The 19,504-nt window shown below is 55.8% G+C and carries 21 protein-coding genes; 13 read left to right on the top strand and 8 right to left on the bottom strand.

The features are described from left to right. Position 1: 1 nt before the first annotated feature. The 4 genes from AC6I7Z_RS21540 to AC6I7Z_RS21525 all read left to right on the top strand — a co-directional run bounded on the left by AC6I7Z_RS21540 (position 2) and on the right by AC6I7Z_RS21525 (position 2,969). The gene (locus tag AC6I7Z_RS21540; RefSeq protein WP_497815828.1) at positions 2 to 556 is read left to right on the top strand and encodes a VOC family protein; all 555 of its coding nucleotides are present in this window, start codon (positions 2 to 4) and stop codon (positions 554 to 556) included. A gap of 14 nt (positions 557 to 570) precedes the next feature. Then, positions 571 to 1,026: a nuclear transport factor 2-like protein gene (locus AC6I7Z_RS21535; protein ID WP_497815827.1), complete on the top strand. Its 456-nt coding sequence runs from the start codon at positions 571 to 573 to the stop codon at positions 1,024 to 1,026. 176 nt (positions 1,027 to 1,202) lie between these two features. After that, the gene (locus tag AC6I7Z_RS21530) at positions 1,203 to 1,952 is read left to right on the top strand and encodes an SDR family NAD(P)-dependent oxidoreductase (protein ID WP_497815826.1); all 750 of its coding nucleotides are present in this window, start codon (positions 1,203 to 1,205) and stop codon (positions 1,950 to 1,952) included. Positions 1,953 to 2,141: 189 nt separating this feature from the next. Then, positions 2,142 to 2,969, top strand: coding sequence for an alpha/beta fold hydrolase (locus tag AC6I7Z_RS21525; RefSeq protein WP_497815825.1), 828 nt, complete (start codon positions 2,142 to 2,144; stop codon positions 2,967 to 2,969). A 47-nt stretch (positions 2,970 to 3,016) separates the two neighbouring features. Here AC6I7Z_RS21525 and AC6I7Z_RS21520 read toward each other — a convergent pair whose 3' ends face one another. Next, on the bottom strand, positions 3,017 to 3,292 hold the full coding sequence (locus AC6I7Z_RS21520; protein ID WP_497815824.1) for a hypothetical protein: 276 nt from the start codon (positions 3,290 to 3,292) through the stop codon (positions 3,017 to 3,019). Between the two features lie 423 nt (positions 3,293 to 3,715). On the opposite strand from AC6I7Z_RS21520, the gene AC6I7Z_RS21515 reads away from it, so the two are divergent. Then, positions 3,716 to 4,159, top strand: a complete 444-nt coding sequence (locus tag AC6I7Z_RS21515) for an acetyltransferase (RefSeq protein WP_497815823.1) — start codon at positions 3,716 to 3,718, stop codon at positions 4,157 to 4,159. A gap of 23 nt (positions 4,160 to 4,182) precedes the next feature. On the opposite strand, the gene AC6I7Z_RS21510 is transcribed toward AC6I7Z_RS21515, so the two are convergent. From AC6I7Z_RS21510 to AC6I7Z_RS21495, 4 genes are all read right to left on the bottom strand, one after another. Further along, positions 4,183 to 4,764, bottom strand: coding sequence for a helix-turn-helix domain-containing protein (locus tag AC6I7Z_RS21510; protein ID WP_497815822.1), 582 nt, complete (start codon positions 4,762 to 4,764; stop codon positions 4,183 to 4,185). Between the two features lie 300 nt (positions 4,765 to 5,064). Then, the gene (locus AC6I7Z_RS21505; protein WP_497815821.1) at positions 5,065 to 6,129 is read right to left on the bottom strand and encodes an alkene reductase; all 1,065 of its coding nucleotides are present in this window, start codon (positions 6,127 to 6,129) and stop codon (positions 5,065 to 5,067) included. Positions 6,130 to 6,161: 32 nt separating this feature from the next. Next, complete coding sequence (locus AC6I7Z_RS21500) at positions 6,162 to 6,914, bottom strand: SDR family oxidoreductase (RefSeq protein ID WP_497815820.1); 753 nt, start codon at positions 6,912 to 6,914, stop codon at positions 6,162 to 6,164. Between the two features lie 153 nt (positions 6,915 to 7,067). Beyond that, positions 7,068 to 8,018, bottom strand: coding sequence for a LysR family transcriptional regulator (locus AC6I7Z_RS21495; protein ID WP_497815819.1), 951 nt, complete (start codon positions 8,016 to 8,018; stop codon positions 7,068 to 7,070). 423 nt (positions 8,019 to 8,441) lie between these two features. Between AC6I7Z_RS21495 and purB the strand changes: the two genes are divergently transcribed. From purB to AC6I7Z_RS21460, 7 genes are all read left to right on the top strand, one after another. Then, on the top strand, positions 8,442 to 9,812 hold the full coding sequence (gene purB, locus AC6I7Z_RS21490) for an adenylosuccinate lyase (protein WP_497815818.1): 1,371 nt from the start codon (positions 8,442 to 8,444) through the stop codon (positions 9,810 to 9,812). After that, positions 9,809 to 10,312, top strand: coding sequence for a GNAT family N-acetyltransferase (locus tag AC6I7Z_RS21485; RefSeq protein WP_497815817.1), 504 nt, complete (start codon positions 9,809 to 9,811; stop codon positions 10,310 to 10,312). The genes purB and AC6I7Z_RS21485 overlap by 4 nt, the downstream gene beginning before the upstream one ends. Before the next feature lie 34 nt (positions 10,313 to 10,346). Beyond that, positions 10,347 to 11,144, top strand: coding sequence for an amino acid ABC transporter substrate-binding protein (locus AC6I7Z_RS21480; RefSeq protein WP_497815816.1), 798 nt, complete (start codon positions 10,347 to 10,349; stop codon positions 11,142 to 11,144). Positions 11,145 to 11,206: 62 nt separating this feature from the next. After that, positions 11,207 to 11,878, top strand: a complete 672-nt coding sequence (locus AC6I7Z_RS21475; RefSeq protein WP_033748973.1) for an amino acid ABC transporter permease — start codon at positions 11,207 to 11,209, stop codon at positions 11,876 to 11,878. Positions 11,879 to 11,885: 7 nt separating this feature from the next. Continuing rightward, entirely contained in the window at positions 11,886 to 12,647 is a 762-nt protein-coding gene (locus tag AC6I7Z_RS21470; RefSeq protein ID WP_497815815.1) for an amino acid ABC transporter ATP-binding protein, read from the top strand. A 50-nt stretch (positions 12,648 to 12,697) separates the two neighbouring features. Further along, entirely contained in the window at positions 12,698 to 13,849 is a 1,152-nt protein-coding gene (locus AC6I7Z_RS21465) for an amidohydrolase (protein WP_497815814.1), read from the top strand. A 142-nt stretch (positions 13,850 to 13,991) separates the two neighbouring features. Continuing rightward, on the top strand, positions 13,992 to 15,944 hold the full coding sequence (locus AC6I7Z_RS21460) for a methyl-accepting chemotaxis protein (protein WP_497815813.1): 1,953 nt from the start codon (positions 13,992 to 13,994) through the stop codon (positions 15,942 to 15,944). Between the two features lie 143 nt (positions 15,945 to 16,087). Here AC6I7Z_RS21460 and AC6I7Z_RS21455 read toward each other — a convergent pair whose 3' ends face one another. The 3 genes from AC6I7Z_RS21455 to AC6I7Z_RS21445 all read right to left on the bottom strand — a co-directional run bounded on the left by AC6I7Z_RS21455 (position 16,088) and on the right by AC6I7Z_RS21445 (position 18,371). Beyond that, positions 16,088 to 16,567: an Hcp family type VI secretion system effector gene (locus AC6I7Z_RS21455; RefSeq protein WP_497815812.1), complete on the bottom strand. Its 480-nt coding sequence runs from the start codon at positions 16,565 to 16,567 to the stop codon at positions 16,088 to 16,090. Positions 16,568 to 16,786: 219 nt separating this feature from the next. Next, positions 16,787 to 17,479: a hypothetical protein gene (locus tag AC6I7Z_RS21450; RefSeq protein WP_497815811.1), complete on the bottom strand. Its 693-nt coding sequence runs from the start codon at positions 17,477 to 17,479 to the stop codon at positions 16,787 to 16,789. Positions 17,480 to 17,729: 250 nt separating this feature from the next. Continuing rightward, a complete protein-coding gene (locus AC6I7Z_RS21445; RefSeq protein ID WP_497815810.1) occupies positions 17,730 to 18,371 on the bottom strand; it encodes an HD domain-containing protein in 642 nt (213 codons plus the stop codon). 113 nt (positions 18,372 to 18,484) lie between these two features. On the opposite strand from AC6I7Z_RS21445, the gene AC6I7Z_RS21440 reads away from it, so the two are divergent. Further along, the gene (locus AC6I7Z_RS21440; RefSeq protein ID WP_497815809.1) at positions 18,485 to 19,468 is read left to right on the top strand and encodes a GlxA family transcriptional regulator; all 984 of its coding nucleotides are present in this window, start codon (positions 18,485 to 18,487) and stop codon (positions 19,466 to 19,468) included. The last annotated feature ends 36 nt before the right edge of the window (positions 19,469 to 19,504 follow it).

Here is a 19,504-nt window from a genome sequence, read left to right as displayed (position 1 = left end):
CATGAAATCTCAACGTATCGCTTCAACACTGTTGGCCTCTTCTCTGCTGCTGGGCGCAGCCAGTCTCTCTGCTCCGGCTTTTAGCGCGGACCCCACGCCGCTGGTCACTATTTCAGGCGTTGACCACGCGGGTATCAATGTGCCTGACCTGGCTGAAGCCATGGCGTTTTTCCAGACCACTTTTGGCGCCAGGATTGAATCGGACATCACCCCCGGCGCTATCCCGGATGCATGGAAAGCCGCGTTTAACTGGCATCAGTCCAGTGACCTCAAGCGTTTTGTCATGATGCGTCTGCCTGATGGCACTGGGGTCGAGCTGTTCCAGTACAGCGGTGCGCAAATCGGCCATACACGTCCTCATCAGGATGATGATGCGGCAACGCATATCGCCCTGAAAACGCATGATGTACCCGTTAGTTTTAAGGCGATTCAAAAAGCCGGACTGAAAACCCTGAATGAACCGGTGACCAACGCCGACGGCACTCAGTGGTTTTATTTTCTGACGCCATGGGGCTCGCAGATTGAGCTGGTTGGCAAAGCGAAAACAGCAAGCTGACAGAGGTCACAGACATGAAAAAGGTATTTATCCAGTCCCTGCTGCTGGCGGCACTGCTGGTCGGGTCAGATAACGTATTAGCGGAGAACACAACCATGAATATCACGACGGCACAGATCGCACCCGCAGGTTTACAGAAGCTGATCGATCGCCACTTTGCTATCTGGAATAACACCGATGTTGTTGAGCGAGAGAAAGCATTTACTGCGGTTTACTCGTCAGACTTTTTCGTTGCCGATTATGCCGGACTGAACGCAGGGGTGGAGCGCGTGAATGCCGCCATCAGTAAAGTTCAGTCACAGCATCCGGGCTTTATCTTCACCCCGGCAGCTGTCGAGTGGAATCACGGCATTGCCCGTGTGACCTGGGGCTATGGTCCAAAAGAGAATCCGTATCTGGTTCGGGGAGAAGATGTCTTTACGGTCAGCGCGGGTAAGTTATCGAGCGCCCGGGTCTTTCTTAATAAATAACGCTGCTCTTTAGTAATTTTTTGATTATCCAGTCACGTGGAAAGTGTTTCCTGGATTCATGCATTTTTTCGCACTCATCAATGACGTTACAGTGCTAACCGAACTCAGTAGTCTGGCCTTCACTGTAACCTACTGACTTCAAGAGCTAATTCATACTTTGATTAAGGAGTTCCACCATGAGTAAAAAACTGTCAGGCAAAATCGCGTTAGTCACGGGCGGCAGCTCAGGTATCGGTCTGGCCTCAGCGCAGGAGCTGGCGGAGCAGGGGGCGAAAGTCTACATCACCGGCCGCCGCCAGGAAGAGCTTGATGCGGCAGTAGCCCTAATCGGGCCATCAGCCACAGGGATCCGTGCGGATGCATCACTGCTGGGCGATCTCGATAGGGTGTTTTCCACCATTGCAGGCGAATCAGGGAAACTTGATGTGCTGTTCGCGAATGCTGGTGGCGGTGACATGATGCCGCTCGGCGCCATCACTGAAGAGCATTTTGACCGTATTTTTGGCACCAACGTGCGTGGCGTGCTGTTCACCGTACAGAAGGCGCTTCCGCTGTTGACCAACGGCGCCTCCGTCATTCTAACCGGTTCGACCGCTGCGGCGAAAGGGACGGCCAGCTTCAGCGTTTACAGCGCCAGCAAGGCCGCCGTGCGAAATCTGGCGCGATCCTGGGCGCTTGATCTGAAGGAACGTGGCATCCGCGTCAATGTCGTTAGCCCGGGCCCTGTCCGTACGCCAGGTCTGGGAGGTCTTGTACCGGAAGAGCATCGCCAGGGGTTATTTGATGCGCTCGCTGCTGGCGTACCTTTAGGTCGCCTGGGTGAACCGGAAGAGATCGGTAAAACCGTGGCATTCCTGGCGTCTGATGATGCGAGCTTTATTAATGCTGCGGAAATATATGTAGACGGCGGCTTAGCGCAGATTTAATTCACTACCAGACAGACCTCATCAATTATTAATAACAATGACGGCATGATTATTCATTTTGCCGGTAGTTAGCCTTGCGCCATGCATATCAGAGCGATGAATAAACGTCGTGGTAAAAGACGATGTTTATTCACTCGGGTATGACGTCAGGCCAGCAATAACCTGCACATCATCAATGGAGTAAAAGAAATGAGCTTTATTACCACGCCTGATTCAACCCGTCTTTTTTATAAAGACTGGGGTGACAAAAATGCACAGCCGGTTGTTTTCTCGCACGGCTGGCCGCTAAGTTCAGATGCCTGGGATGGACAGATGCTTTTCCTGCTGCAGCAAGGATATCGAGTGATAGCGCTTGACCGTCGCGGCCATGGTCGCTCCGACCAGCCGTCTTACGGCAATGATATGGACACCTACGCCGACGATCTCGCCGTGCTGCTGAATGAGCTGGATGTAAAAAATGCGGTACTGGTTGGACACTCGACCGGGGGTGGTGAAGTCGCGCATTACATCGGGCGACATGGCGAAGCTCGCGTCGCAAAAGTGGTGCTGGTTGGCGCGGTTCCGCCCATCATGATTTCATCGGCTGAGTGGCCTGACGGCGCCGATATGGCCGTGTTCGACAACATTCGCAAAGGTGTCTTTGATAACCGGTCAGACTTTTATCTCAACCTCGCTATCCCTTTCTACGGGATGAATCGCGAGGGAGTAGCGATCAACGAAGGCCTGCGCCTGAGCTTCTGGAATCAGGGCATGTCAGGCTCGATTGTCGGTCAGTACGCCTGTATCCAGGCGTTCTCAGAAGTGGATTACACCGAAGATCTGCGAAAAATCACCGTGCCGGCGCTGGTCATTCATGGCGATGATGATCAGATCGTCCCCATCAGCCATGCTGGCCTGCTCTCTGCTGACATTATTCCTCATGCCGAGCTGAAAATTTATCCAGGTGCGTCTCACGGTCTGGCGGCAACGCATCAGGATCGACTTAATCAGGATTTGCTGGAATTTATTAAGTTGTAGTTCATCTATATTAGCCACCTCATTTAACCATGAGGTGGCCACGCTATTTAATTGTTCTTACCCTCACGCCGCATTTTCCTTTTTTGTAATAAAGGCACGCATGCGTATGAAGTTATATCAATTAATTCCTTCCCTTTGGTGCTGCAGCCTCCGAGATCCCGCTCAGCCACCATGACCCTGTGTATGCCGCAGAACAGTTTTCGAATACGGTCTCCGTTACCGATCCAGCCAGTAATAAGCTGCTCGGCGTCATCCGACTGGACCTTGTCATTGCCAAAAACGACGGCAGCCAGCGGGGGAGCGTCGTCCAGGTGCAGGCACATCAGGCAGGAACCTCATACAAAATCACAGCTGCACGTTTCAATAATGGTGCCTACAACTCTGCTGAGTTGAACAAATAAGCCAGGGTTTTAATGCATGACTCAGGGCCGCGAAAGCGGCCTCGGCTGGCTAAGATTTTACGGGTTATAACCTTCATTCGCTTATTCAAAAAACGTGGCACTTAGCTGCTCATGCGTAGGGCTTAGAGGGCCGCGATGAGCGAGCAATGGACGTTTGTTCAAAAGCAGAATCTTTGTCGCAGATGATAAAAAGAGTCAGGCCAGGCAGAGTGTTTGCACTACTCATAAGAGACAAACGATATGCGCTTTAAATTTACTATTGTGAATTTAATTTCACTATAGTAAATTTAACCAGGCTCATCTTGTACGTTAAAGCACCAGGTAAAATCACCTTAAGGTTGAAAAATGTTAGCAATCAGAATATCGCGACCCTCTGAAGCGTCAGAAATTATACAAATCTGGAAGAATTCCGTAGATGCTACGCACAATTTTCTGACAGCTCATGACCGACAAGAAATCGAAAAAGAAGTGGTCCGCTTTTTTTCAGAAACCCCTGTATGGGTTGCAACAAATCGGGATGATCAACCCCTGGGATTTATGTTTTTGCATGATGGTCATCTGGAGGCACTTTTTGTCGATGCTTCTGCTCGCGGACTAGGCGTTGGCAAAGGGTTGATTTCACATGCGCTGGCGCTGCATCCGCAGCTAAGCGTCGATGTAAATGAACAAAACCAGCAGGCTGTAGGGGTTTATCAGCATATGGGTTTTCAGGTATCAGGGCGTTCCGAGCGGGACAATCAGGGGAGGCCATACCCCCTGTTGCATCTAAGAGCAGCTAATAAGATGTAACCCTTGCGACAGAGAAAATTTCATTATTCTTTTTGGCTAAAAGCGACGATGTAGGAACAGCTCTGCTCACTGTCAGGGTTAGTCATTTGGTACTCGCTTGCAAAGGTAAGGGCGAGACAGTCACCGGCTCGTAAATGATGAGTCTGTTTATTGACCAGAAAATCAAGACTGCCACTCAGCACCCAAAGTGTTTGCCCGGAAAGATGTTCATTCGCCGAAGCGGGTATCGTCAGCTCACCCATGGCAGGAATTTCAACTCTTATCAGTTCCGGGCAGGCCCCTGCCGGGGAAAGAGACCAGCGAGTAATACCTGACTGCTGATCCGTCCAGTGCTGTTGCTGATGAGCAAAGAGAACCAGTGAGTTCTGTTGTAGTTCAAGCTCTGCGAAAAGCTTTGATAAGGTAATATTCATCGCGTTAGCTAAACGACTAAGTATGGTAGCACTGGGGCTAGAAGTACCTCGTTCAACCTTGCTAATCATAGCCTGACTGACGCCCGAACGTTGAGCAAGCTCAGTTACAGTCAAGTTGCGAGCCTTTCGGTGTTTAAGCAATAAACGTGCAATGTCGCTATCTATTATCTGATTTTTTGATGTTTTATCCATCTTTACCCTCACTTTTGCCAGCCTGATTATGCCATTACCTAAATTAGGCTGGAATAATTGATTGTATAAGTTTGATAAAAACCGGCATCGAATAGCAGGCCTCTGCCTTTAAGCACACACGTCATCATGTGAGCATCAATTTGCAACGATTATGGCCGCTTCTGGCTCACCCTCACGCAATAAGCCTTACTGCGTGTTGATGCGATCTAAATTATTGAAATACCCTGGTCTGATAATCTCAGGATGACTCCACGGCCAGGTATATATCGGCTCAGCAAGGCCCATTTAATCAGTGCCGCCTCAGGCGTAATCGGTATAACCCTCTCTTCCCTGGCTAAACCAGGTGTGGCGATCGTCAGGCGTGAGCGGCCGCCCTTGAGCGACACGATAGGGAAAGTCCGGATTGCTTATAAAAGGTCGGCCAAAACTGACCGCATCGCCGGTTCCCTCCAGCAGCGCCTGCTCAGCACGGGCTACGCTGAAGTCTGAGTTCAGGATTAAGGGACCGCGAAAAGAGCCTCTCAGCGCCTGCGCCAGCGGAGGCTGTTCACCCACGCCAAACGTGCCATCAATGGGTGGCTCTCTTAACTCCAGGTGAGCAATCCCTATATCTGACAACGTCTCCAGCGCCAGGCGGAAAAGCGGCACAGGATCGGAGTCACGTATGCCCTGGGTTTCACCATTAGGAGAAAGGCGCACGCCGACCCGATTTGCGCCAATCTCATCTGACACCGCCTGGGTAATTTCCGCCAGCAGACGAATGCGATTGTGCCTTGAGCCGCCATAGTTATCGGTTCTGTGGTTGTCGCTGTCGCGTAGAAACTGATCGATAAGATAACCGTTAGAGGCATGAAGCTGTATGCCGTCAAAACCGGCATTGATGGCATTTCTGGCGGCTTGCCGATACTGCTCGATAATCTCGGGGATCTCGCTGAGGTCGAGCGGACGCGCCTGTTCATAAGCTGTTTTTCCCGCGTAGGTATGAGCATGGCCCGGCGCGGTGGTTGCTGATGCCGATACAGGCTGCGCGCCGCCCATGCTGGAATGAACCACGCGGCCCATATGCCACAGCTGCGCAATTATCCTGCCGCCTGCCGCATGCACCGCCGAGGTAACGCGCTGCCAGCCCGCTATCTGCTCTGCACTCCATATGCCGGTAGCATAGGGCCAGCCCAGGCCCTGTCTGGAAATGCCGATAGCTTCGCTAATGATTAAGCCTGCAGACGCTCGCTGAGCGTAGTACTCCGCCATTATCGCCGTTGGCACATTATCCTGCGTGCCGCGGGCGCGCGTCATAGGCGCCATAATAAAACGATTAGGCATGGCGATAGCGCCCAGCTGAAGGGGTTCAAAAAGTTTACGCATTATTTTTTTCTCCAGGTCAAAAGCCGGACGTCTCAAACGAGGCGTTGTCCGCCATCGATGTGCAGCACCTCGCCATTCATAAACGGGTTCTGCATAAGAAACAGCACGGCGGCGCCCGCCGCATCAGCGGAAACAATCTGCTTTAAGGGAAGCTGCGCGCTTAAGGATGCAACGTAGCCATCGCGCGCGTCGCCCAGCGTACGTCCCAGCAGGGCCGTATTGGTGGTGCCGGGCGACAGCGTATTAAAACGGCGCGGCGCTAACTCCAGCGCAAGGCCTCGGGCAAAACCTTCCATCGCTGAGGAGGCGGCAGCCAGAACAGCCGTTCCGATGGCGTTGGGGCGATCGGCCAGAATGCCTGAGATAAAGGTAACGGATGCGGTTTCGCTCAGCCGCTCGCCAAGCGCGCGAAGAATATCGACTGAAGCCCAGATACGCTCATCGAACGCGCGGCGCAGATAGCCGGGGTTCGCATCCATAATTTTCCCTGCCACAAAGGACCCTGCCAGCAGAACCAGGTGATCCACGACGCCGATGTCAGACAAGGCAACGTTAACGGCTTCGGTATCGGTAACATCCGCACTGCGCCAGTCGAACCCGTGCTGCAGAGCGACACTGGCTGTGCGAGCCGCATCCGACCCGATAATAGTGACGCGGGCGCCGGCTTCCTTCGCCTGGCGCGCAGCCGACAGGCCGATGCCCGAACTGCCGCCAAAAATCACGATATGGCTGCCAGCGATGCCCTGCGCCTGGTCTGTAACTGGAAGATCTTGGGTGATGCTCATGTTTTTCTCCGGGAATTCAGTTGTGGGTTATTAACTCTTCCCGGACATACTAGGCGATTTGATTTGCTGATTTAATGGCGTTAATACTCACCTTGTAAGTGCCATTATGGAACAAATCAGGTTATAGATTCAGGCTCGCACCCAGGCAAAGATTCAGATTGGTTCTTTCACAGCCATCAGTTCCTGTTCCCAGCCGGTTGGCGACGTAAACACCTCGCTTAACATATCAATAAATGCCCGTACGTTAAGGCTGTTGCGGCGGCTCTCAGGCCATAGCGCCGTGATCCAGGCCCGATTGAAGGCGTATGCCGGCAGCACAGGCACCAGAACGCCATTTCTGACATGATGGGCGCTCATATAGGTGGGTAAAAATCCAATGCCGCCGCCTGCCGCGATCACGCCAGAGACGATTTCGCTCGCGTCCGCCATCATCCAGGCGTTGACCGGGTACTCCTCAATTTCATCATCGATACTGAATGCCCAGCGAAATACCTGCCCGGTACTTTGGAAGCGGAAATTAACGCAGTCGTGATCCTTTAATTCGTCAGGATGCGAGGGCATACCTTTGCGGTTGAGATAGGAGGGCGAAGCAAAAGCGCAGACGCGATGATGACCTAGCCGACGAGCAATCAGACGCGAATCTGGAATACTCCCTACCCGGAGGGCGATATCGATGCCTTCCGCCGCCATATCGCTGACCTGATCGCTGCTACGAATATCGACAAAAATATCAGGGTAGCGTTCATGAAAGGCGGGTAGCGCTGGCGCCAGTATATGCACGGCAATGGGCCAGGGCGCCGTGACTCGCAGCAGGCCAGAGGGACGGCTTCGGGTAGAGATGACAGCCTGCTGAATATTTTCAGCTTCCTGTAGCAGCTGGAGCGCCTTTTCATACAGTACCCGGCCTTCCTGCGTCAGATGTAAAGAGCGCGTTGTGCGGGTAAAAAGCGTCAGGCTCATCTGCTTCTCAAGCCGCGCAATGCTTTTACTGACGGCTGAGGGAGAAATACCCAGCGCTTTAGAGGCGGCAGAGAAACTGCCGAGCGATGCCGCACGCGTAAATGCAATCAGGCCCGTCAGGCGTTCAATCGTAATCTGTTCCATAAGGGCATCTGTTCAGCAAAGATTCAGGTTTGTGAATCATATAAAACGGAACCTGTATTGAACAGTCACGCTGTTGCTGGTAGCAACGTGCGGTTGAAACAAAACGCCTGCTACCGATAAGCGGCTGCGGACGTTTGCAGCGATGCAACTTTTCTGAAAAAAGCGCAGTAAAGCTCTCTACTTATAACAAAAACGAAATAAGAAAATCGATCATTGTTTACATTCTGGCGGTTAACACTGCGTGCTTTCCTTGTCTGGCAAGGGCTAAGGCTATTTTGCCCACTATTGCGCAGCGCTGCGAGAAGAGAGGCTTTTGCCACAGAGTTATAACTTACCGCTATAACATATGCCTTTCCATTATCGGCCAGGCCCGTTTAGAGGTGTTATTTTAAAACTCTGTAAAACAACATAAGTGACAAAGCTATGGCGTCACATATTATTGATTTTCTTTTAATTGGCAACAATTTTGGTACACCAGAAATGCGCGACGTCTGGTCGGAGCAAAACCGACTGCGGCAGCAGGTGCAGGTTGAAGTTGCGCTGGCGCAGGCGGAAGGCGAACTCGACGTCATTCCGGCGCAGGCGGCAAAAACCATTATGGAACGCGCCGACCCCTCGAAGCTCAATATTGACGAAATCGCGCAGCAGGGCGCGCAGATGAAACACTCCCTGATGCCGACGCTGATTGCGCTGCAAAAACAGTGCGGCGAGGCGGGCGAGTTTATCCACTACGGCGCCACCACCCAGGATATTGTCGACACCGCAACCGTGCTGCAGCTGCGCGACGCCTTCGCCATTATCCAGCGCGACGCGACCCAGCTGGCGAACGAGCTCGCCGTCGTCGCCAGGCGCTATCAGCATACGCCGATGGTGGGCCGCACCCATGGCATGCAGGCGCTGCCGACCACCTTCGGTTTCAAAGTGGCCGTCTGGCTGGATGAGTTCCTGCGCCATCTGACCCGCCTGAACGAGATCAAACCGCGCACGCTCACTGGCAATATCAACGGCGCCATCTCCACCTACGCCTCCTTCGGCCCGTCAGGCCCGGAAGTAGAAAAGCGCACGCTCGATATCCTCGGGCTGGCGACGCCGAATATCGGCTGGCAGTCGGCGCGCGACCGCTTCTCGGAGTTCGCCTCCGTGGCGGTGCTGATCAGCGGCACGCTGGGCAAAATCGGCAACGAGCTTTACAACCTGATGCGCACCGAGATCAACGAGATTGAGGAGCCGTTCTCCGCCGGCAAGATCGGCTCGACCACCATGCCGCACAAGCGCAATCCCGCCGCGCTGGAAGGGCTGGCCAGCCTGACCGCGCCGGTGCTGAAAAGCGCCGCGCTGATTTATGAATCGATGCATGTCGAGCACGAGCGCGACGCCATGAGCTGGCGCGCCGAGTGGATCGCGCTGCCGGAAATTTGCATTTACCTCTCGGCGCAGCTGCAAAACGCCATCGCCATTCTGCGCGGCATGACGGTGAATGAAGCGCGCATGCGCCGCAATCTCGATATGCAGGGCGGTTTGCTGCTGTCGGAAAAAGTGATGTTCGAACTGGGCAAAAAGATGGGCAAGCAGACTGCGCACCACGTGGTGTACGAGTGCGCCATGCAGGCCTACGAACAGCAGCGCGACTTTAAAGAGACGCTGCGCGCCCATCCGCAGATGGACAACAGCATCAGCGACGACGAACTGAACCGCTGGCTCGATCCGGTGAACTATCTCGGTTCGGCGCCGCGCAAGGTGGATGAGGTGATCGCCGCCGCGCAGGCGTCGGGTCTGCTGGAGACGCGAGCATGAGCGGCAGCTTCCGCCAGCTGACCGAGGCCGATACCGCGGCCTATTACGCGCTGGTGCATGCCGCCTACGCGTCCGCGCGCGATCTGGGCATTAAATTCGACGCCGCCACGGCCGATGCGGCGCAGATGCAGCGCCATATCGCCGCTCACGGCGTCTACGGCATGTTCCGCGACAGCGAGCTGGTGGCGTCGGTCACGCTGCGCTATCCCTGGGGGCCGCTGCCTGGCCCGTTCGGGCTGCCGCATATCGGCTGGTTCGCCACCGCGCCGCACTGTCGCGGTCAGCGGCTGGGCGTGAAGATGCTCGACTGGCTGGAGCAGGCGGTGCTGCGCGATCAGCTGCGGGCGCCGGCCTATTCCCTCGGCACCGCCGAGAGCCATCCGTGGCTGATTCAGCTTTACGAGGCGATGGGGTTTGAGAAGGTCAGCAAAAAAGACCTCGGCAAAGGCCACATCACCGTTTACATGCAAAAAAACCTTCATTCACAGCACGTCCGCTAAGCGCGGCTGCAGATAAGAAACCAGGGAGATCACCATGAAAAAAGGGTTAATCGCACTGTCCGTCGTAATGGCGGCCTCACTGCTTAGCGCCTGCGACAACAGCGACAAATCGGCTCAGGGCGGCTCGGACGCATCCACTATCCGCGTCGGCGCGACCGGTCTGAGCTTTCCCGGCGCGTTCAAAAAAGATGGCAAGCTGACAGGATTCGACGTTGAAGTCACCGAAGCGATCGCCAAAGATCTGAACTACAAAATCGAGTGGGTCACCTCAGACTTCAGCGGCCTGATGGGCCAGCTGGAGGGCGGCAAGCTTGATACGGTGGCCAACGTGGTGGCGATCACCCCGGCGCGCCAGGCGAAATATAACTTCTCCACCCCTTACAGCTATTACGGCAGCCAGATCGTTACCAATAAAAACAATGCCGATATCAACACGCTGGACGACCTGCGCGGCAAAACCATCGCCGGCGTGCTCGGCTCCAACCACCTGGTCAACCTGAAAAAAGCCTTCGGCGATAACGGCGTCACCATCCGCACCTACGAAAGCCGCGACGGCGCGATGAACGACGCCATCAACAACCGCGTTCAGGGCTACGTCAACTCCGGGCCGATTCTGCTGGCGGAGATCAACCAGAAAGGGCTGCCGCTGAAGTTTGTCGGCCAGCCGCTGGTGATCGAGTCGGTCGGCTTCCCGTTCCATAAAGATGAGAAGGGCGACAAGCTGCGCGCCGCGTTCGACAAAGAGGTCGATGCGATGCGCAAAGATGGCCGCCTGAAAGCGATCTCGGAAAAATACTTCGGCGAAGATATCACCGCGCAGCCGTCTCACTAAACCTGGCGTTTACTTGTCAACGTTTGCCACCGCCGGGTGGCAAACGTCGTTAAGGGCTTTTTATGAATTTCGATTTTAATTACCTGCTGAAAATCTCGCCGCAAATCCTTAGTTATCTGCCGGTCACCCTGATGCTGGCGGTGGTGTCGATGGCGTGCGCCATGGTGATCGGCCTGGGGCTGTCGCTGCTGCGCAACAGCAAATCTACGCTGGTGAGCAAGCTGGTCGAACTCTATATCTCGCTGTTTCGCGGAATGCCGTCGCTGGTGCAGCTGTTTATTATCTACTTCGGCCTGCCGCAGCTCTTTCCGGCGCTGACCGGCATGTCCGCCACCACCGCCGCGATTATCGGCTTTAGCCTGAAGACCTCAGCCTATATGGCGGAAATCTACCGCGCGGGTCTGGCGTCGGTGGATCCCACGCAGATGGAAGCGGGGCTCTCTATCGGCATGCGTCGGGCGCAGATCTATCGCCGCATCATTCTGCCGCAGGCGCTGCTCAACGCGCTGCCCGCCACCGGCAACACCTTTATCTCGCTGATCAAAGATACCTCGGTCGCCTTTGCGCTGGGCGTCTCGGAGATGTTCGCCGAAGGCAAGATGATCGCGGCGGAGTCGCTGCGCTACTTTGAAACCTTCCTCGTAGTAGGTCTGATTTACTGGCTGGTGATTATCGGTTACGCCCGCCTGCAGGCGCTGCTGGAGAAAAAACTCAGTCACTCACTGCAACGCTAAGGCTCTTATGATCACGGTAAAACAGCTCAATAAACGTTTCGGCGACAAGGTGGTGCTGGACGATATCAGCCTGACCATCGGCGAAGGCGAAGTGGTGGCGATTATCGGGCCCTCCGGCTCCGGCAAGTCGACCCTGCTGCGCTGCCTCAACCTGCTGGAAAAGCCGGAGTCCGGCGTGATCCAGATTGGCGAAGTGGCGCTCGACACCGCCAGCTACAGCGCGAAAGAAGAGCATGCGCTGCGCGGGCAGACCGCGATGGTGTTCCAGAACTACAGTCTGTTCCGCAATAAAACCGCGCTGGAGAACATCACCGAAGGGCTGATCATGGTGAAGAAGATGCCGAAAGCGCAGGCCAGCGAGACCGGCATGCAGCTGCTGGAGCTGGTCGGCATGGCGCCGCAGGCGCATCAGTATCCCATCACCCTTTCCGGCGGCCAGCAGCAGCGCGTCAGCATTGCGCGCGCGCTGGCGGTTAAGCCGCGCGCCATCCTGTTCGATGAGCCGACCTCCGCGCTCGATCCCGAGCGCGTGCACGAGGTGCTGCAGGTGATGAAGAGCCTGGCGCAGCAGAAAACCACCATGGTCATCGTCACCCACGAGATGCAGTTCGCCAAAGAGGTGGCCGATCGCGTCATCTTTATGGCGGATGGCCATATCGTCGAACAGGGCCCGGCGGAGCAGGTAATCAGCTTCTCCGATAACCCGGTGACGCGCCGCTTTTTGCGCCAGATGACTAACATCGACACCAATGATGATTTCAATATTTAAGCGTGCCGCCGCATACTTTGCCGCAGGCCGTCGCACTGGAAGGAAATAATATGAAAGAGATCCGCGAGCAGGATCGGGCGCTTGCCAGCCAGATCCAGGCGTTTCGCCACGATATGCACCGTTTTCCCGAACTGTCGAATCAGGAGTTCGAAACCACTAAAAAAATCCGCGCGGCGCTGACCGCGGCGGGCATCCGCATCCTCGATCTGCCGCTGAAAACTGGCCTGGTGGCCGAGGTCGGCGAGGCGGCGGGGCCGCTGGTGGTGGTGCGTTCCGATATTGACGCGCTGCCGATTGAAGAGGAATCCGGCGTCGAGTTTAGTTCTGAAAACGCCGGGGTAATGCACGCCTGCGGCCACGATTTCCACACCTCGGCCGCGCTGGGCGCCGCCATTCTGCTGCAGCAGCAGGCGGCGTCGCTGAAAGGGCGCGTGCGCATCCTGTTCCAGGCGGCTGAAGAGACCGGCCTGGGCGCGCCCGACCTGATCGCCACCGGCGCGCTGGACAAGGCGGCGGTGATTTTCGGCATCCATAACGATCCGACGCTGCCGGTGGGCGTGGTGGGCGGCAAAGAGGGCGCGCTGACGGCGGGGGTCGATCGCTTTGAAATTAAGGTGGCGGCCAAAGGCGCGCACGCGGCGAAACCCCATGAGGGCAACGATCCCATTATTATCGTGGGGCAAATTATCAGCGCGGTGCAGACGCTAATCAGCCGCAACGTGCCGTCAGATCAGAACGCCGTGGTCTCAATCACGCAGATCCACAGCGGCAGCACCTGGAACGTGATCCCCGATACCGCCTACCTGGAAGGCACGGTGCGCACCTTTAGCAGCGAGGCGCGCGCGCTGATTGAACAGCGCTTCCGGGCGCTGCTGGACGGTCTCGCCGCCGCGTTTGGCGCGCAAATCGAGTTCCTGTGGCACGCCGGCCCGCCTTCGGTGGTGAATACCGCGGAGTGGGTCGATTTTGCGCTGGAGCAGGCGAGCGACGTCGGCTTTGAGGCGCGCCGCATCGACGCCAGCCCGATTGGCGAGGACTTCGCCTTCTATCAGCAGAAGATCCCCGGCACTTTTATGATGGTCGGCTCCGGCGGGCCCTGGGCGCTGCACCATCCGAAGTTCCGCGTTGACGATAAAGCGCTTTTTCCGACCGCGCAGTATCTGGCGCAGCTGGCGGTTAACGCCTTGAATAAACTCGCCTGATTTCTCGCCCCCAGAGGCGAACGCCTGTGCGTTCGCCTTCTCGCTCCGCGTTGCCTGCTTAAGTTTTAATCCCCTGCGCCGATAAGAGTGAAGACAGCGCTGCTGTTTTATTCGCCTGCACCTGAAACTGGGGAAACCAATAATGAAAGCGGATCGCGTTCCGAAAAAAAGATTAAGTACCCGCGCCATGATGCTGCTGACCGGCGCGCTGACCATCGCCACCGGCTTCGCCATTACTATCGGCGTGCTGAGCTGGCAGTCGGGCCAGGCGCAGCGCACGCTGGCGGAAAAGTATCTGCAACAGATTGCGCGCAGCAAGGCGCTGGAAGTAGAGCAAAGCCTTAACCACGCGCGCGATGTGGCGCAGAGCCTGGGACAAAGTATCATTGCGCTGCCGGATGCCGGCGTGCACGATCGCCACGTCGTTGACAAGCTGGCTGAATATGCGCTGCGCAGCAACCCTGACTACCTCTCTATTTCCGTCATCCTGGAAAAAGATGTTTTCGACGGACGCGACGCCGAGTTCGCCGCGCAGAGCGGCCAGGCGCCGGAAGGGCGTTACGCCTGGTTTGTCGATGTCGATCAAGCGGGCAATTATAAAATGCATCCCCTGACCTCCTATCTGACGCCCGGCCAGGGAGATTACTATCTGGTGGCGCAGCGCACGCGCAAGGACTTTCCGACCGAACCCTACAGCTACGCCTATAACGGCGTGCCGACGCTATTGACCTCGATCACCACGCCGATTATCGATCGCGGCAAACTCTGGGGCGTAGTCACCTCCGATATTTCGCTGGCGAAGCTGCAGCAACGGGTAAATGAGATCAAACCCTGGCAGGGCGCGGGCTACGCCATGCTGCTCTCCAGCGGCGGTAAGATCGTCTCTTCGCCCGATAAAGCGCAAAATAACCAGCAGTGGAAGGGCGACAAAGGCCACCTGACCACCGCGGTGACAGAGCAAGAGGACGCGCTGCTCGGCGAGACGACGCTGATGACCTGGCAGCCGATCGCCATCGGCAACAGCAGCAACGTCTGGTATCTGGGCGTTGCCGCGCCGCTGGATTTAGTGATGAGCGCCGCGCGTCAGCAGCTGCACAATGCCCTGTGGATGATGCTGGCGAGTATTGTGCTGGTGAGCCTGCTGCTGGGGGTGGTCTTCAGCCGCATCGTGCTGCGTCCGCTGGGCGGCGAGCCCGCCGATGCGGCCGCCTTTGCGCTGGCGGTAGCGGATGGGCAGCTCAATACGCGCATTCCGCTCAAGGCGGGCGACCAGAGCAGCCTGTTCTATGCGCTGCATACTATGCAGGCGCGGCTGATCGCGATGGTGGGCCATATTAAAGAGACCAGCGCCTCGGTGCGCGACGGCGCGGAGGAGATCGCCAAAGGCAATATCAATCTGGCGTCGCGCACCGAGCAGCAGGCCGCCGCGCTGGAGGAGACCGCCGCCAGCATGGAACAACTGACGGCCACGGTGAAACACAACGCCGCCAATGCGCATCAGGCGACGTCGCTGACGGAAAACGCCTCGCAGACCGCGCGCAAAGGCGAGGCGCTGGTGGGCGAGGTGGTGCAGACCATGGCGCAAATCAACGACAGCGCGCGCAAGATCGGCGATATCACCGCCATCATCAACAGCATTGCGTTTCAGACCAATATCCTTGCGCTTAACGCGGCGGTGGAAGCGGCGCGCGCCGGCGAGCAGGGCCGCGGTTTCGCCGTGGTGGCGTCGGAAGTGCGCAACCTGGCGCAGCGCAGCGCCGCGGCGGTAAAAGATATCGCCTCGCTGATCGAAGAGTCGACGCAGCGCGTTGACAGCGGCGTCAGCCTGGTGCGCGATGCGGGCGATACCATGCAGGAGATCACCCAGGCGGTCACCTCGGTGCAGGCGATTATCGACGAGATCGCCACCGCTTCCGACGAGCAGAGCCGCGGCATCAGCCAGGTCTCCGTGGCGGTCAACGAGATGGACAGCGTGACGCAGCAGAATGCCGCGCTGGTGCAGGAGATTTCCGCCGCCGCCAGCGCGATGGAGGATCATTCCTCGCTGCTGGCGCAGTCGGTCGAACAGTTCCGGCTGGAGGGGCAGCCTGCTTAAGTCCACAGGAAGAAGCAGCCTGAGGGCTGCTTTTTTATCTCATTGTCTCAACTGGCTCAGACCCTGGCTAATCGCGGCAGCGAGAGGCTGGTGTTCAACCGCTACGACACGCCAGAAGGTCGGGCGCGGTGTAGAAATCCTCTTCAGGCCATCGCGCGCTCATTCCACGTGTCGCGGTAAATAACATTCCCGTCGACATACTTCCATGTAATAGCCTCATAACGCATCTCCAGCGTTTCCAGATGTGTGCTGCTCATGCCGTTAGGTGCCAGGTAGGGCGAAACGGTAGTGATTTTTACATTTTCCAGAATAATATTAAAATATTCGACTTCTATACCCGCTTCCAGAATACGATACATTTTAATCGTCGCTTTCTTCATTACGCGGCCTTCACATACGGCGCGATAAAGAATAGGTGTAATATTATCAAATTCTTTGACGATAGTGATCGGCCGATGAATCCGCGTTCCCGTTAATTTACCCCAGCTGGGATCAACCGGAATAGTCACGCCGTGAGAGAAAGACTTTAACTCGATAGAGCCTAAACGCTGTGGCATTGTACAACCACCAATAACGGGTGATCCGTTTTCATCTTCAAGCCAGAGGTGTGCGGGAGTAGACATGTTTTTCCTTAAAAATTTACGATAATCATTTCCATGAATGTCACCATTTAAACAAAAAAATGACACTGAAGAAAAACAGAGGGATAGTCCAGAGTGGTGCATTGGGAAATAGCCAAATTTGCATGAGTGCAAATGCTATAGTTAACAATGATGGGCCGTATAAAGATAGTAACGATCTGAAAGTTCTGTAGAGAACTCTATAAATAAAGTGCCGAAGCATTAGCGAATCATCCCTGAAATGATATCGGCAACGTCAGAATCTGAGATCCATTGTTCTAGAGTGCCATTAACACGTTCGAAAAGTGGTTCTATCAAAAAATACATCATCTCTAAATCCTGACTATATAAAGCAGAGTAATAGACTGGATTGGTAAATTTAAGGCGGTTTGCGCTATTCGCCGCTTTCTGGATGATACCATAGATTCCGATGCCGCTAATAATACTGGACGCGCGGCCTCCCACTAATGCGCTCAACTCAACATTCATATTCATGCCTGCGGCGGCGGCAGATGCCGTTGCTAGTGCAAAACCAGTAACTGTTAGAGAACTTGAAGCAATATGAATATTAACATCCATTAATAAGGTTTTTATATGTTGTAATTGATCGTTAGTCTTATGTCTAAAAATTTCCTGGAAATAAATTCTCAGCATCTCACTAATAATATCTTCGTGCTGTAAAAGGCGAAATACGCCCAGAGTAAATCGATAATCCTCTTTTTTCTGGTTTTCACAGACATCGTAATATTCCTCAGTAAAACAGGACGTATAATAAAGAGCGCGTCTTGCACCTGCTCCAGTCGTATCTATCTGATCTAAAACGGCATGGCGAACGCCTGTTATTGCATGATCGAGTTTTAAGGCAAGAATATTATTAGATTGCAAATAACTGATAATGTTATCCTTGTAATACATAGCCCTCTCCTTTTGGCTGTGGAACGCCTCGGTTAACCTTCCCTTAGCTCTGAGCTTCACGTCAAAACAAGGAAGGGTAACCCTATGGCCATGCTAAATATAAGGTTTTTCTGGTTAATATGTAAACAGTGAAATCGCTCCTTCTGGCGGTCGACGTTATTTTTTGACGTAAGGGCGGAAAAGAGGCCGATCTTCAGGTCTCCGTAAGCAAAAAAAAGCAGCCTTACGGCTGCTTTTATATTGCCGGCACTTAGCCTTGCCAGCGCGACTGCCGAATGATGCTGCAAAAATTAAGCGGCGCGAAGCCAGGCTGCTTGTCCGCGATCACATCCGCCTTGACGTTGCCGAAGGTGGTCTGCGGTTTGTGTTGGATGCCGTCATAGAAGGCCTGAATAATCTCCTCTTTAAAAGCGGCGCTGCGCGGATGCTGGCTTACCACCGCCTCGCGCGCCTCGTCGCTAAACTCGTCGTAGCGAATCCCCAGCACGTCCATTTCAACGCCTGCGTTCACCAGCGCGATCTCCGCCGCCATAAATTCAGGAATGCCGGGCGTGGTGTGCAGGGCGATCGCCGTCCAGACCTTGTCGATATCGCTTTGCGCAATGCCGTAACCGGCCAGGAAGGCTTTCGCCGCGTCTGCGCCGTCTACCTCGAAACGTTTGTCGCAGCTGCAGTGCTCGTGTGTCAGACCGATATCGTGAAACATGCAGCCGACATAGAGCAGTTCGCGATCGACCTTCAGCCCGCGCTGCTGGCCCGCCAGTGCCCCCCAGTAGTAAACGCGGCTGGAGTGGTGAAACAGCAAATCGGATTCGCTGTCGCGGATAAAGGCGGTCGCGTCGCGGGCAAGCTGTGTGTCAGGAATGGCAATGCCGTTTATATGAAAGCTCATCAGGATTCTCCGTTGGGTTAGCTGCCAGTGAGCATAAAACGGATGATCGTTGTCTCAAATTGTCTTATAACGATGATTCAGGACATAACAGCAGTTCAGGACACCCCATAATCATGTCTCATTCCGTTACCCTGTTCGCGCTGCCCGGCGTGCAGCTGCTTGACGTTTCCGGCCCGCTCGACGTATTCGCCGAGGCGAATCGCGCGCTGCGTCGCCAGTTTTACAGCCTGCGCGTAATGGCGGCGGATGCCAGCGCCATTACCGCCTCTTCCGGCGTGCGGCTTAGCGCCGATTTCCTGCTGCACGAGGCGGCGCGCCATGCGATCGATACGCTGCTGGTGGCGGGCGCGCCGGATGCGCAACAGCGCTATTTAAGCAAGGCGCAGTGCGAGCAGCTGAGCGCGATCTGCACGCGCAGCCAGCGCTACGGCTCCGTTTGCAGCGGCGCGCTGCTGCTGGCGCAAACCGGGCTGCTGCGACAGCGACGCGTGACGACGCACTGGGCCTGCGCCGATTTGCTGGCGCAGCGCTGCCCCGAGGCGCTGGTCGAGCCGGACGCGCTCTGTATCGCCGACGGGCCGCTGCGCACCTCGGCGGGCGTAACCGCCGGGCTGGATCTGGCGCTGCGGCTGGTGGAGGAGGATTTGGGTCGCGCGGTGGCGGAAGAGGTAGCGGCGAATCTGGTGATGTTTTTCCGGCGGCCAGTCAATCAGGGCCACTTCGCCCGGCGCGACAGCGTATCGCTCAGCGGCCGCGCCGCGCTGCAGGAGCTGCAGCGCTGGGCGCTGGCCCATTTGCCAGAGATTGGCGGCGTGCAGGATCTGGCGGCGCATATCGATCTCAGCGTGCGTCATCTCGGACGCCTGTTTCGTCAGGAGCTGGACAGGCAGCCGGGAAGCTGGCTGGAGGACGCCCGAATTGAAAAGGCGCGCGAACTGCTGGAAGCGGGGCGGCTGCCGCTCAAGGCGATTCCGGAAGCGTGCGGCTATCGCAGCGGCGACGTGATGCGCCGCGCTTTCGCGAAACGCACCGGCATGACGCCGGCGGTGTATCGACGCCTGTTTTTGCAGACGTCAGCAGCGTCGCGCCGTGAATAGCCTGTGCCAGTTAAACGAAAAACGCCCCGAAGGGGG

It is taken from the genome of Pantoea sp. X-Soil-MYKO-1289 (assembly GCF_059730625.1).
Note: the sequence above shows the minus strand (reverse complement) of the source record. Positions and strands in the feature narration are given on the sequence as shown.